Annotated in this window: 10 protein-coding genes and 1 riboswitch; of the genes, 3 read left to right on the top strand and 7 right to left on the bottom strand. The window is 58.1% G+C overall.

The window, feature by feature from the left end; all coding sequences use genetic code 11:
- Positions 1-17: 17 nt before the first annotated feature.
- From PH547_RS19790 to PH547_RS19775, 4 genes are all read right to left on the bottom strand, one after another.
- Complete coding sequence (locus PH547_RS19790) at positions 18-1,961, bottom strand: hypothetical protein (RefSeq protein WP_285169169.1); 1,944 nt, start codon at positions 1,959-1,961, stop codon at positions 18-20.
- A 262-nt stretch (positions 1,962-2,223) separates the two neighbouring features.
- Positions 2,224-3,024: a bifunctional hydroxymethylpyrimidine kinase/phosphomethylpyrimidine kinase gene (gene thiD, locus PH547_RS19785; RefSeq protein WP_285169168.1), complete on the bottom strand. Its 801-nt coding sequence runs from the start codon at positions 3,022-3,024 to the stop codon at positions 2,224-2,226.
- Positions 3,021-3,194: a hypothetical protein gene (locus PH547_RS19780; protein WP_285169167.1), complete on the bottom strand. Its 174-nt coding sequence runs from the start codon at positions 3,192-3,194 to the stop codon at positions 3,021-3,023. The genes thiD and PH547_RS19780 overlap by 4 nt, the downstream gene beginning before the upstream one ends.
- 52 nt (positions 3,195-3,246) lie before the next feature.
- Positions 3,247-3,343: riboswitch (TPP riboswitch) on the bottom strand.
- Positions 3,344-3,428: 85 nt separating this feature from the next.
- Positions 3,429-4,907: a DHA2 family efflux MFS transporter permease subunit gene (locus tag PH547_RS19775; protein WP_285169166.1), complete on the bottom strand. Its 1,479-nt coding sequence runs from the start codon at positions 4,905-4,907 to the stop codon at positions 3,429-3,431.
- 420 nt (positions 4,908-5,327) lie between these two features.
- On the opposite strand from PH547_RS19775, the gene PH547_RS19770 reads away from it, so the two are divergent.
- Both PH547_RS19770 and PH547_RS19765 read left to right on the top strand, forming a co-directional pair.
- Positions 5,328-5,474, top strand: a complete 147-nt coding sequence (locus PH547_RS19770) for a DUF1127 domain-containing protein (protein ID WP_104826498.1) — start codon at positions 5,328-5,330, stop codon at positions 5,472-5,474.
- A gap of 648 nt (positions 5,475-6,122) precedes the next feature.
- A complete protein-coding gene (locus PH547_RS19765; protein WP_285169159.1) occupies positions 6,123-7,757 on the top strand; it encodes a hypothetical protein in 1,635 nt (544 codons plus the stop codon).
- Positions 7,758-7,788: 31 nt separating this feature from the next.
- On the opposite strand, the gene PH547_RS19760 is transcribed toward PH547_RS19765, so the two are convergent.
- Complete coding sequence (locus tag PH547_RS19760; RefSeq protein WP_285169158.1) at positions 7,789-8,373, bottom strand: cation efflux transmembrane domain-containing protein; 585 nt, start codon at positions 8,371-8,373, stop codon at positions 7,789-7,791.
- A 220-nt stretch (positions 8,374-8,593) separates the two neighbouring features.
- Between PH547_RS19760 and PH547_RS19755 the strand changes: the two genes are divergently transcribed.
- The gene (locus tag PH547_RS19755; RefSeq protein ID WP_285169157.1) at positions 8,594-10,666 is read left to right on the top strand and encodes an acyltransferase family protein; all 2,073 of its coding nucleotides are present in this window, start codon (positions 8,594-8,596) and stop codon (positions 10,664-10,666) included.
- A 28-nt stretch (positions 10,667-10,694) separates the two neighbouring features.
- On the opposite strand, the gene PH547_RS19750 is transcribed toward PH547_RS19755, so the two are convergent.
- Both PH547_RS19750 and PH547_RS19745 read right to left on the bottom strand, forming a co-directional pair.
- Positions 10,695-12,302, bottom strand: a complete 1,608-nt coding sequence (locus tag PH547_RS19750; RefSeq protein ID WP_285169155.1) for a DHA2 family efflux MFS transporter permease subunit — start codon at positions 12,300-12,302, stop codon at positions 10,695-10,697.
- A 1-nt stretch (position 12,303) separates the two neighbouring features.
- Positions 12,304-13,476 (bottom strand): HlyD family secretion protein, encoded by a 1,173-nt coding sequence (locus PH547_RS19745; protein WP_483315556.1) that lies wholly within the window; start codon positions 13,474-13,476, stop codon positions 12,304-12,306.
- Between the last annotated feature and the right edge of the window lie 43 nt (positions 13,477-13,519).

Raw genomic sequence — 13,519 nt, 5'->3', positions numbered from 1 at the left:
CCCCCTTAGTTCAGTTTCTATTTCACGTCGTCGTCTCCAGCCTCCGTAATCTCAAGCATAACGGCGAATGTCAGAAGAAATAGAAATGGAACGAAGCAAAAAATAAACGTATCTCTCGTTTGTTGTGAGAACAAAGCGGCTTTTGGTGCTGAGGGAAGTGCAGATCCATAGGTCAGGAAAATCGCAAGCCACATATATCCCGCATATACTGCAGAGAAAATAATACTGATTAATACTGTCCAAAAAACACTGAGATGTCTGTGCTTATCCATAATAACGAGGGCCGCGAATGAGAGGATCAGCCCGGCCCCAAAATGGAGGGCAAAAAACTCCCCTGATTGTTCAAACAGAAAAATGATTTGCGTTTGTGTCAGATGAAAATTTACGGCCCATGCCAACTTAGCAAAGTTTACCGCAGCCGACGCAAAAACTGCGATAAGCCCCGACAGCAAGGACATGCCAAGCAGCGTTAGGAACGGAAACTGATAGAATTTCCAGTCCGTTCGCCATGATTGTTGCTCGATGCGTACCTCGCGCGCGACGAGCACAAAGAAAACGCTCAAGAGAACCAGAAGTCCCGAATGAAGAGTATCCCAGGCTGTCGTTTCGATGAAAATGGGCCGTTGCGTAAGATTATATCGGCGAATGGCTTCCTTCGTCTTGCAATCGGCGTCAGTTGGGGAACAAACAGGTTGGGCGATGGTATCCTTTGTATTTAATTTATCATTGTTCGCGCTTGCATTATTGTTTGCTCTCACTTGATTAGCAATTTCGTTCTCTAAGACGCGTGTTTGTTCGCTATACACGCCTGGATCACTTTGCACTTTCCAGTCACGCCACTGGTTGTAAATGAGAAAAGTCGCGATTGCGCCAAGGACCAAGCCAACCATCATGCTGATCGCGAACGAGTTTTGTTCGGCGTTATATTTTTCCTGGATTCGCTTTATGGTTTTTTCCATCGGGCTCAGAGGTCTTGTTTCTTCTTTCCTTTGAGACTTCTGACCGAGTTTCGGAGGGCGCCTGCGGAGCAAGCCGCTTTGGCTGAAGACTGACCGGTTATTGCGCACGAACAAGACGGCGAACACTGCCATCGTATTCGATCGCGCGATCGCCGCTTCGCGCTGGAGATTCGAAAGAGCCTCCCATATTTCATGTATATCGGGCTTTGCGGCTCCGTCTTCGCCGCCGGATTGAAGCTTCTTTTGTAAAGCAGCTATGAGGTCGTGCAAGGCGGTGAGCTGCCCGTCGAGTTTGTTCGACAGTGCTTCCAGCTCAGACATTTGATATAGCGGGAAGTACAGCATTCGATTATTCGCGTTTGTAGCGACCGAGAGATAGTCAATCGTGGCCAACGATGACTCAATCTCCGCTATTTTCCTGCTTAAACCGATACTACTCTTGATTGATTCAGTCGCGTCGCGAAAACTTGTGACCAACAATCCCGGTTGATCTCTTAGGAACTCCTCATAGTCCACGCTGCGTAGACTCTCTATGACCCTGTAGACGCCCCGGGGGATACCGGCCATCCGATGAGCAAGACTTCTCATCGTCGCTTCGATGGGTTTGACAGCGCCAATCGACAGGAATGAAATTAAGAGGGCAGAAACGAAGATGGGTTTGCCGTAGCTCGTCGCAGACAGTACCGACGGGTCACTTGCGGGCAACAGGACGTTGTCGGTTGCGCCGATTTCGCTTCTGGCCTTGCTCGCGCTCAATAACAGGTCATACACCTCTGCCGAGCCCAAGACCACGGCGTAGACGATAAGGTATAAGGCAGCATAGAAGGTGAAACCGGCGATAATCTCGCCGGTCGTGCAGAGGTTCCTCACCTCGACTTCTTTGAGAATCGGGTGCAGCGAGAATGGATGGTCGCCGGTTTGCGAGTTGAAATTCCGAAATGCCTCGATCAGCAGCGTCACCGCTCCGGCTGCAATGGCGCCCGCGTAGATCAAATCGTTCATCGCCAGGCGTCCGAGGTCTATCTCTCAGGGGCAGTTTTGAGCTGATGAATTGCAGGGACCAGCGGCCATTGCTCGGTTCTCGTCAACGACGACAAAACCAGCAATTCCAAAAGCGAGGACACTCATCATCAATAAGAACTTGATCATGTGTTCACTCTTTTAATGGTGGTGATTTTTAATTATATCGCACTTAAAACTTGCGTCAACTGCGCAGCAAAGGACGTATGTTCGCCTGTTAGTCGACATATGTCGCCGTTCAGCTTTATGGCCAAAGCTCGTAGAAGTGCTGGACCGGCCCATGACCGGTTCCGACGGTGAGCGTTTCGGCCGCCGCAACCGCGCCCGCAAGATAATGCTTGGCGGTGGTAACAGCTTCCGTCAGTGTCGAACCCTTTGCGATCTCAGCGGCCAAGGCACTGGACAGCGTGCAGCCGGTTCCATGCGTATTCTTGGTTGGCATGCGACCCGCTTCGAACCAGGTCAGCCCCTCCGGGCTTGCGAGAACATCAGGGCTTTCATTGCCGGCAAGATGCCCGCCCTTGACCAGAACGGCCAGCGGACCGAGCTTTGCCAAGGCCTGGGCCTGCCGCGCCATCGTCTCGCGATTTTCGGCAACGGGTTCGTGCAGAAGCGCCGCCGCTTCGGGCAGATTGGGCGTCAGCAGCGTGGCCAGGGGAAGAAGCTGGTTGGTCAGGACGTCGACGGCATCCGCGGCAAGCAGCGCCGCACCGCCCTTGGCGATCATGACGGGGTCCAGCACGATTGGCACGCCTCGATGGGGAGCGAGCGCATCGGCAACGGCTTCGGCGATTGCCGCATTGGCAATCATGCCGATCTTGACGGCATCGACGCGTATATCGGCAAAGATCGCCTTGATCTGATCGGCGACGAACTGCGGAGGAACGGGGTGAACGCCGGAAACGCCTTGCGTGTTCTGGGTCGTCAACGCGGTCAGCGCCGCCATGCCGTAGACGCCGCGTGCCGAAAATGTCTTCAGGTCGGCTTGAATGCCGGCGCCGCCGGAGGGGTCGGAGCCGGCGATGGAGAGGACGTTTCGGATCATGGGCGTGCCTTTCTGATCCAGCCGATAGACAACGCACCGGAGATTGCGGCGAATTCGCCGACCTCCGTTTCGGCATACGCCGTCGTGACCAAGTTGGTGAGGCATTGCACCAGCGGAGGGTTTGTCCGCATGGCCGTCAGCAGCGCGCCGGGAGTGGTTTTATCTTGCATATCGCCCCTTTCGGGCGGGGCGAGACGCGAAGGGGACAACGACAAGAGCACGCCGAGACCCCGAGCGACTCCCTCCGCCAGCATTATCTGGTTCAGGTTCAAAGGGTGCTTCTCAGCCCATCACGCGACGGGCGCCCCTGTCTCTCATCACCGTCTTTTTCGCAGAGAAAGACCGCCCTGTCACCAGCAAATCGCAGTATCGAGATGACCGAGCTTCCGCAGCGTTAAATGTCTCTAGTGGTGGTGGCCCGCCTCCGGCCCGTGTTTTGGCTTTCTGATGAACAAGGCCGCCGCGATCGCTCCCAGCGAGATGATCGTCCCACAGAGAAATGCCGCCTTAATGCCGCCGATCGTTGCCGTAAGGATACTGGCGCCGCTAGCGGAGAGGCTGGTGGACCGGAGCGTCATGATCGCGACGAACAGCGCGGTGCCGGCGGCACCGGCGACTTGCTGGGTCGCACCGAGCATGGCGCTGCCATGCGAATAGAGGTTCGGCGGTAGCGATCCCAGGCTGACGGTGAATAGCGGCGTGAACATCAGCGCAAGACCGATGCTGAGCACGATATGGGCGATCAACAGCATCCAAAACGGCGTATCCTGCTGAATGAAGACCAGTCCGCCCATCACCATGCTGAGCATGATGGCCCCCGGAATGATCAACGGTGCTGGACCGTATTTATCGAACAGGCGCCCGACGGTCGGTGCGCAAAGGCCCATGATCAGCCCGCCAGGCAGCAACAGCAGTCCGGTTTGCAGCGTCGACAATCCCAGCACGTTTTGCAGATAGATGGGCAGCAGGATGAAGACGCCGAACATCGACATCATCAGAATGGCCATCATGGCGGCGGCGATCGTGAAGGTCTTTGTGGTCAAGGTGCGCAGATCGAGCAGCGCTCTATTCTGTTTCTGCAAATGCAACTGACGCAATACGAAAACCGCGATGACGACAGCGCCGGTCAGGAGCGGAATCCATGGCGACACCACGGGCGCGCGAAGTGCTGCGTCGCCGAGCCCGCTGAGGCCGTAGACGAAACCGCCGAAACCGATGGCTGAGAGGATGATCGAAAAGATATCGATCGGCGCGGTGGTTGGAACCGTCACGTTCTTCATCCGCAAGGCGCCAAGCGTCAATGCGCCCAACGCGATCGGCAAGACCAGGAGAAACAGCCAGCGCCATTCGAGCGCCGAAAGGATGAGGCCGGAAATGGTTGGCCCGATGGCCGGCGCCACCGATATGACGACCGAGATATTACCCATGGTCCTGCCGCGGGAGTCCGGCGGCACCAAGGTCATCACTGTCGTCATCAGCAGTGGCATCATGATCGCCGTGCCCGAGGCTTGCACGATCCGCCCGAGAACAAGTGCGGCGAAACCCGGCGCCAGCGCCGAGATCAGCGTACCGGCGCTGAAGAGCGACATGGCGAGAATGAATACTGGCCGGGTGTTGAGCCGTTGCAGCAGGTATCCGGTGATCGGGATGACGACGGCCATGGTCAGCATGAAGGCCGTGGTCAACCACTGAGCGGCACTCGCGGTGATATCGAGATCCGCCATCAGATGGGGGAGCGCAACACCCATGATGGTTTCGTTGAGAATGACGACAAAAGCCGACACCAGCAGCAGGGCTATAACGAGTTTGTTGCGGGCACTATGGTCTTCCACGGTGGGAATATCCTGTTCCACATCGGCAAAAGTCTGGCTTTCGGTCGTCATGGTGCTGCCTTGAGTTTGAATTCAGAAGGGCAATCGAATTGCCTGGAACGGTGAACCGCTTGGCGCTTTCCCGATTATGACGAACGGCCGCGTGAGATTACGACACGTGCAGCGAATTATTTTTGCGCCATTGATTGTCTGAGCAACGCGCGCCTGCAATTCTTGCCGGTTGCTCACCGGCAAGAATGCTAATGGGCTGACAAAGGTCAACCCTAAAGATGTTTCGGTTGGCCTGGTCCGGAGAGAGAATTTGAAGTGACAGAATGGGCCGCCTTCAGACCCATGCGCTACTTGCATGGGTGCAGTGAAGCCTTGGCGCTGCAATAACCGAGGGTGCCGTATTATATACCTCTCATCGAAGCAAAGGGGAGCGCCACGGACGGCAGCTCGGCTTCGAATGCCCGAAGAAAGGGGATCATCATGAACGTAGCACGCTCTTTCAACAACTGGCGCAAGTATCGTCAAACGGTCGCCGAACTGGGCCGTATGTCCACGCGCGAACTGGATGACCTCGGTATCGGCCGCGGCGACATCCGCAACATCGCTCGTGGCGCGGTTGCTCGCTAACGGCTCATAAACGCCATAACTTCGACTTTTCGTTAGCGCCTGCTTCCTCCCGAGCGGGCGCTTTTGTTTTGCGCACGCTGTCGGCGGTTTCCCGCATTTTCAATGTAAGTCGATGCTAATGGAGCATCCCGCTTTTCGCATAACGCATGCCTGCCCTGCAAAGAAATGCCTATGAACTGAGCAAATCTGCGATATAATCTTGGTTATCGAAGCGATGCACCTCCTCCCGCATCCCTTCGTGATGTAGGCGCCCTTATCCTCCTCCCAAGGTCGTCTGCGGGAACAGTAGCACTCCTCCTCCCAGCTACTGTTCGGTTCTTTTCGAAAGCCTGCCGCACCTCCTCCCGCGGCAGGCTTTTTCGTTTGGAGCTTCGGCAACAGCAGGGAGAGTTGATCGATTCTCGATGTTGTCATGAGCTCAATGAGCTTTTCGCCGTAGAGGGGCCGCGCCTGCGCTTGCCGGATGACCCATTCGTGCGGAAAATATCGAGCAATCGTTGGTGCCGCCATCTGCGTCCCATCGGCAAGTCAGCTTCGCTCCATCTTATTTGTCCTAATGTTCCGTGCCCGAAATCATCCTGCGGGCCTCGTGCAGATCGCGGCGCTTGACGCGTTTCGATCTCAGGACTGTGAGAGGAATGTTTCCGCATGCTGAAGACCTTTGACGACTACGCCCCCGGCCTTGCCCCGAACGGCAAAATGGCTGAGACCGCAGGCGCGCCGTTAAAGCCGTCCGGCAAGGACAAGGATGCGCTTCTCACCTGCCTGATTTCCGGTGGGGACGAGAGATTGGAGTGCGACGCTGCAACCGGTCTCAACATGTATGGTTACGGGCCATCGCCCCGGCCGCAGGATCTGGCCTTCGGCTCCTCGACGGCATCGACCATTTCCGCACCGGCTTTCGCGGCGGTCGGCGCTTATTATGCTGATCTTTTGCGGGAGATGGAAACGCGGGCTGCGACCGACATCTACGCGCGGGAGATCGCGCGGATGCGGACGAAACTGCTGCATCTGCTTGGCCTCGATCAAGGCTCAGGGCCTTCGCGGGTGGATGCCGTCATGGCGACGTCAGGCACCGATATCCATCTTTTCGCTGCGGAGCTGCTGGCGCGCCAGGACGATCGGACCTTGATGACCATCACGCTGATGGGCAACGAGACCGGGAGCGGGGTGATGACTGCCGCAGCCGGGCGTCACTTCATGAGCCGCGTCAGCAGCAATAGGCCCGTCGCCAAGGGTGAGGAACTAAGCCCGGGACATGCCACGCGAAATACGACGGTCGCGGTGCGCAATCCGGATGGCACGTTGCGGAGCGAAGAAGAGATAGAATTGGAATTGAGGGGGTTGATCGAGCTTGCCCGCGCGGCTGAACTCAGATGCCTTTTGGTCGTCACGGATGTTTCCAAGACCAGCCTGCTGGCGCCAGGCCTCGAAACGGTCTTTCGCCTGAAAGCGCGCTTCGGCGCCATGCTCGATATCATGATCGACGCCTGCCAGTTTCGCGTCTCCGGGGCAACGATCCGTGCCTATCTGGCCCATGATTTCCTTGTGGCCGTCACCGGCTCCAAATTCCTGGCCGGTCCGATTTTCAGCGGGGCGCTGCTGTGTCCGCCTCGGATGTCGGATCGCTTGAAACAGCGGCCTTTGTCTCCGGCTTTTGCCGATTATTGCGCGAAAGCGGATTGGCCGGAAGGCTGGGTGGCCCGGGACGCGTTGCCAGATCACGCCAATTTCGGCCTCTTGCTACGATGGAAGGCGGCGCTGTTCGAACTGGAGCGCTTCGTTGGCATGCCTGAGCAAAAGGTGATTTCGGTGCTGAACGCTTTTGCAGAGGCGGTCGGAGAGCGGCTGAAGCACGATAGCGCCTTCGAACTGCTCGATAGCCGACCGATAGACCGGAAGAGCCTGTGCGGCGACTCGCACGCCCCGGGCTGGGATGAAATACCTTCGATCTTCTCATTCTATCTGCGCAATCCCCATCAGGACGGCATCCTGACGGCGACGGAGATGGCCGCGGTATACAAGAACCTTGCCGTTGAGCAGAACGGCCTTATACCGGTGCGTCTCGGTCAGCCCGTTCGCTGCGCCGATTTCGGCGATATGCCCGCCAGTGCCTTGAGGATATGCCTGAGTGCGCCGTTGATCGTGCGGGCTTGTGAGAGTGCCGATGCGCTTGATGAGCTCATCTCACAGGCAATGACGGTCCTAGATCGAACGGCTGACATGGCCGCGCAATTGGCATCCCAGCCGAGCATGGCCCGCACGTCAGGCGTGCAAGCCTAGCATCCCACCGAAGCGGCGACAGCAGGGCATCTCAGGCGGCGGCGCTATGTTCGCCCCTGGCCGCCGTCCATACCTCACGCGCCGCATCGGCGTTCATGACGGCGATGGCGATGCCGACGATCAGGTCCGGCCAGGCGGAATTCCAGAGAAATGCGGTCACGAGACCTGCCGCAATGATGGCGACATTGGCGAGCGTGTCGTTGCGAGCCGATAAAAACGCTGCCCGGGTTAGGCTGCCGCCATGCGCGCGAAAACGGGCCAGCATCATGGCGCAGGAAAGATTGATAGCGAGCGCGCCGAGGCCCGCCAGCGATAGGGGCAGTGGTTCCGGCGCAACCGGCATCATGAATTTCTTCCAGGCGGTCCAGATGGTCGCCAGCCCGGGAACGAGCAGGATCGCGGCAAGAGCCATGCCAACGCGGGCGCGATTGCGGGCGCTCCAGCCTAGTGCCATCAGGATCAGGAGATTAACCGACGCGTCTTCGAGGAAATCGACGCTGTCGGCAAAGAGCGATACCGAACCGATGGACAGCGCGACCACAAACTCGACACAGAAATAGCCGAGGTTAAGAAGCGCCACACGTTTGACCACGTTGCGGAGTGTAATGTTGGTCATATCAGCTCTTCACACTCCTCGCCGACCCCAGCTTATCGAGAGCTATTAGGTCTTCCTTACAACCCGCTGAAATCCACCAAACCTCAGCTAAGCGACCGAACAAGACGAATATGGGCTGAACCTAAGTCGCTGCGGTGAGTTTTCAGTTTAACGTCAGCTCGCCGCGATAACAGCTTGGCCACGCCAGACGCAGAACCCTCGTGGCCTTCGGAGAATAAGATTGAATCTCATAGTACTGCGTGATTCTCCTGTTCCGGAGTTCGTGCGCCAGCCTATTCCAGGCCATTTAAAATATCGCGCCGATATCGACGGGCTTCGCGCGCTGGCGATCCTGCCAGTCGTGCTGTATCACGCGGGCATTCCGGGGTTCAGCGGCGGTTTCGTCGGCGTCGATGTTTTCTTCGTCATCTCCGGGTTCCTGATGGCTTCGCTGATCTCGGGTGAGGTTGCTCGCGACGATTTCAGCATCGTGCGTTTCTACGAGAGGCGAATACGGCGAATTTTTCCGGCGCTCTTTGCCGTCCTTGCAGCCTCGTCCATAGCGGCATGGTTGCTTCTGATGCCGGTCGAGCTGGAATATTTCGCCCGCAGTGTAAAGGCCGCCGCATTGTTCACCTCGAACATTCAGTTCGAGAAGGAGAGCGGTTATTTCGACATCGGCGCGCAGTTGAAACCGCTGCTGCACACCTGGTCGCTGGCAGTCGAAGAGCAGTTCTACATCCTGTTTCCGCTGCTGCTGTTGGCGGTCAACCGATTTGCGCGGCGCTATACGGTGCCCATTCTGCTTGGCCTGTTGATCGCCTCGTTCGCGGCGAGTGCCTGGACGGTCTTCCGCACGCCTGCGGCGGCATTCTACCTTTTGCAGTTCCGCGCCTGGGAATTGCTGATCGGCGCTTTGCTGGCTTTCCATGTGATACCGAGACCGGCCCGGCCTGTGGTGCGGGAGAGCCTTGCGGCCCTCGGCGTAATCCTGATCGCCATCGCCGTCTTCGGTTTCACCGATCATACTCTATTTCCCGGCCCTGCCGCTTTGCTGCCCTGCCTCGGTGCGGCCCTGGTGATCTATGCTGGAGCGGAACATGGATTGGCCGGACGAGCGCTGCGGGCGAGGCCGCTAGTGTTCGTCGGCCTGGTTTCCTATTCCCTCTATCTCTGGCATTGGCCGATCATCGTCTTCACACGCGAAATCTTTGGCCGCGAGCTTTCCCCGGTCCAGAGTGGCTTGATCGTCGTCGTCTCGCTCGCTCTCGCCTCATTTTCGTGGCGGTTCATCGAGCAGCCTTTTCGCGGTCGTGGCAGTCGTTTGGGTCGAAGGCCCTTATTCGCGGCCGCAGCAGTGGTCATGGTCGCGGTGGTCGGATTCGGTAGCTACGTCATTCGCGACAATGGTGCGCCGAGCCGCCTCCCGGCCGATGTACAGAAGGTCTACGCCGCAACATATGACATCAGCCGTTACGGCGCACCGCCATGTTTTGCCGACTCCGATACGACCGGCCCGTCTCTATCAGACATACGCGCGGGAAAACTTTGTCCGCTCGGCGCTGACGGATCGGCCTCTCCTTCCTTCCTTGTTTGGGGAGATTCGCATTCCGGAGCTATGTCTCCGGCGATTGACGAGGCGGCGAAACAGGCTGGCGTTTCCGGTCTGTTTGCGGGACATGCGTCATGTCCGCCATTGCCGGATGCGCAGCTTCCGGCTCGCGGTGATGTGAAGCGGTGCGGCGAGTTCAATGCAGCCGTCCGTGATCTCGTTAGATCGAAGCATATTCCGCTGGTATTCCTGATCGCCTACTGGCCGAAATATGTGCATGATGCCGAGTTGCCGCATGAGGGCGTCTACTTCGACCCATCGGTGCCGCCGCCATTAGAGGACAAGTCCGCACCAGTCACGGCATCCCTCGACAGGCTGGTGGCGGAGCTGACGCAGCAGGGAACCAAGGTTGTGTTGGTCATGGACGTGCCGGAAATGGGCCGGTACATGCCGGAAGCCGTCGCCAAGGCTGTGATGACCAAGACATCGACGGAGGTTGCCCCGCCGTGGAGTTACGTTGCGAAACGGCAGGCATTGTCGCGCGCTATTCTGGCTGGTCTAGCGGCCAAATACGGCGCGGCTATAGTCGACCCGCTGCCTGCGATCTGCCACGATGGGCATTGCGACGCGACACAAGACGGCATGCCGCTCTATAAGGATGCCGACCACATCACAGCCACTACCTCGAAAAGGCTCAGCTACCTGTTCGCTCCCATATTCTCGGCCCCGAAGCGAACATCCGCTGCCTTCGGTAATTCATAACCGGTTCAACGCAAGATGCCTTGAGCCTTCAGTGCATTCCACCGCCGCCTTTTCCAAGGTCGATATTGCTGAGGATCAGGGCAAGTGGGATTGCCGAGAGGGCGATGAGAGTCAGCACGTAAAAAACGTCGATATAGGCGAGATAGCTCGATTGCATCTGAACCTGTTGTCCGATCCATGCTGTCGCCTGCGATTGCGCGTCGGCCATGGTCGCGCCTTTCTGCGCAAAGTAGCGCATCATGGTCTGGAGGGTCTCCTGGTAGGCTGGGGCGGATGGGACTATGTGTTCGACGAGCCGGCTTTGGTGCCATTGCTCGCGATGTGCCAGAACGTTCAAGGCAATGCAGACACCGATCGAGCCGCCGATATTGCGCGCCGCGTTGATCATGGCGGAGGCCTGATTGGTCTGGTCCGGCCGCAGGCCGTAATAAGAGGCTGAGGTGATCGCGATGAAGATCAACGGCAGGCCCAATCCGATATAAAGCCGCGACCAGACGAAGAACGCAAAATTGAGGTTGGGATTGAGCCGCGTCAGCCACCACATCGACCCTGCAATGATCAATGCACCGGTGGCGATCATGTATTTCGGCTGGACCACCGTGGTCAGGCGACCCGCGACGAACATCATGACCATGGTGACGAGACCGCCCGGCGATAGCGCGAGGCCGGCCCAGGTGGCGGTGTATCCATAATCCTGCTGCAGGACCTGCGGAAGGAATTGCGTCGTCGCGATCAGGATCGCGCCGGTTGCCATCATGACGATGAAGCAGGATCCGAACTGCCGGGTTCCAAGCAGCCGTCCATCAATGATCGGGTTCGATTTCGTCAGCACCCAGGGGATCGCCAGTGCAAAGGCCAACACACAAAGCGCCGTCATAGCGATGATGAAATTTGAATCGAACCAATCTTCCGTCTGACCGCGATCGAGAACGAGTTCGAGCGAACCGAGAAATGTTGCCACAAGCAGGAAGCCGACAAGATCGAAGCGGATGCCTTGCCTGCGGAGCTCCTGCCGTTTTCGGCGCATTTCCTGCGATCGCTCCACCAGAAAATAGACGAGGATGAAGGCAAAGACGCCCACCGGGCCGTTGATCAGGAAACACCAGTGCCATGAATAATTATCCGAGAGATAGCCGCCGAGCGTGGGGCCGATCACTGGCGCCACCACGACCGCAACGCCGAACATCGCAAATGCCTGGCCGCGTTTTGCCGGCGGAAATGAATCGGCGAGGATCGCCTGCGACGTCGGCACCATGCCGCCGCCGGCAAATCCCTGGATGACGCGGAAGATGAGAAGCGATTGGAGATTCCACGCCAGTCCGCAGAGAACGGAGGCGATCGTGAAGATCGCGAGGCAAGAGAGATAGAAGCGACGTCTGCCATGTCGTTCGGCGATGAAGCTGCTGGCGACCAAAATGGTTGCGTTGGAAACGAGATAGGTCGTAACCACCCAGGAAGCCTCGTCCGCGCTGACTGCAAGGCCGCCCGAAATATAGCGCAGCGCCACATTGGCGATCGTCGTGTCCAGGACTTCCATGAAGGTCGCAAGCGAGACCACGACCGCGATCAGCCATGGATTGGTGGCGCCCGCGGCGGGGGTGGTCGCTCCGCCAGCGGTTGTGTTTGCGCCGCTCATGTCAATGCCTCGGCCGGATGGTGACCGTGGGGACCACGGACATGCCGGGACCGATCGAGAGATCCGCCGGCCAATTGTCGACGACAATCTTCACCGGCACGCGCTGTGTGACCTTCACATAGTTGCCGGTCGCGTTCTCGGCGGGAAGCAGGGAGAACGCCGTGCCGGAGCCGGGCTGAACCGATGCGACCTTGCCGTGCAGCTTGTGATCCGGATAGGCATCGATCGTCACATCCACCGGCTGCCCCGGCCGCATGTCGGTCAACTGCGTCTCCTTGAAATTCGCGGTGATCCAGATTTCGTCGGGAACGAACATCGAGATGGCCTGTCCGGCTTCGATGTATTGCCCTTTGGCACCAGTGAGGCGGACGACACGGCCGCGTTGGGCCGCGACGATCGTCGTATATTTGAGGTTCTGCTGCGCCTCTTCGGCCTGAGCCCGCGCTTGGCTCAAACTCGCGGCAGAACTCGCCCTCTGGGCTTCGGCAACCGCCTTGTTCTTCTGCGCCGAGGTTATGTTTGCCTCGGCCTGTGCAAGGCTCGCCTGGCTCTGCTGCAGGTTGGAGGTCGCCTGCTGCACTGCCTGCACGCTGCCGGAACCGCTTTTGACCAGTTGCTGCTGGCGTGCGGCCTCCTGCTGTGCATATTGCAGCGCCGCCGCTGCCGAGTTCTGCTGGGCCTTTGCGACATCGATCGCGGCGCCTGCGGCGTCGATCTGGGCACCGGCGCTTTGGAGCGCGGCGGCCGCAACATTTACCTGTCCGTTGGCTTGGTCGAGGGTGATCTGGTAATCGCGCGGATCGATCTTCAGGATGACATCGCCAGCCTGAACATGCTGATTGTCGGTCACGGGAACATCGGTGACATAGCCGGAAACCTTCATGGCAAGCGAGAAGCTGCGAGCGTCGATGAAGGCGTCGTCGGTCGATTCATAAGGCTGGAAATAGATCTGCCAGGCGAACCACGTGGCGGCGGCAAGGGCAGCGACAACAATCAGGCCAAGCAGGATCCAAAGGGGATGCCTGCGGACGAATGACGGACGCTTTTTCTCCGCCCGGTCAGTCTGGTGATCGTTGCCGGGATGGATACGTTCAATCCGAGGTTCGGTCTGGTTGTCTTTCTGAGCGAGATGCTGATCATCGACCACGGCACAACTCTCATATCTGTTGGCCATAGGGTCGGTAACGTTTGGGTAGAAGATCAGTTCCTGATCGCTT

Source organism: Rhizobium cerradonense, assembly GCF_030182455.1.
In the GTDB taxonomy this organism is placed as follows: domain Bacteria; phylum Pseudomonadota; class Alphaproteobacteria; order Rhizobiales; family Rhizobiaceae; genus Rhizobium.
This window is presented reverse-complemented; position numbering and strand designations above follow the sequence as displayed.

What these genes read in the sequence shown, in the direction of transcription:
- PH547_RS19790 (WP_285169169.1), bottom strand. Translation starts at nt 1,961, where the DNA reads ATGAACGATTTGATCTACGCGGGCGCCATTGCAGCCGGAGCGGTGACG.
- thiD (WP_285169168.1), bottom strand. Translation starts at nt 3,024, where the DNA reads ATGATCCGAAACGTCCTCTCCATCGCCGGCTCCGACCCCTCCGGCGGC.
- PH547_RS19780 (WP_285169167.1), bottom strand. Translation starts at nt 3,194, where the DNA reads ATGCAAGATAAAACCACTCCCGGCGCGCTGCTGACGGCCATGCGGACA.
- PH547_RS19775 (WP_285169166.1), bottom strand. Translation starts at nt 4,907, where the DNA reads ATGACGACCGAAAGCCAGACTTTTGCCGATGTGGAACAGGATATTCCC.
- PH547_RS19770 (WP_104826498.1), top strand. Translation starts at nt 5,328, where the DNA reads ATGAACGTAGCACGCTCTTTCAACAACTGGCGCAAGTATCGTCAAACG.
- PH547_RS19765 (WP_285169159.1), top strand. Translation starts at nt 6,123, where the DNA reads ATGCTGAAGACCTTTGACGACTACGCCCCCGGCCTTGCCCCGAACGGC.
- PH547_RS19760 (WP_285169158.1), bottom strand. Translation starts at nt 8,373, where the DNA reads ATGACCAACATTACACTCCGCAACGTGGTCAAACGTGTGGCGCTTCTT.
- PH547_RS19750 (WP_285169155.1), bottom strand. Translation starts at nt 12,302, where the DNA reads ATGAGCGGCGCAAACACAACCGCTGGCGGAGCGACCACCCCCGCCGCG.
- PH547_RS19745 (WP_483315556.1), bottom strand. Translation starts at nt 13,476, where the DNA reads ATGGCCAACAGATATGAGAGTTGTGCCGTGGTCGATGATCAGCATCTC.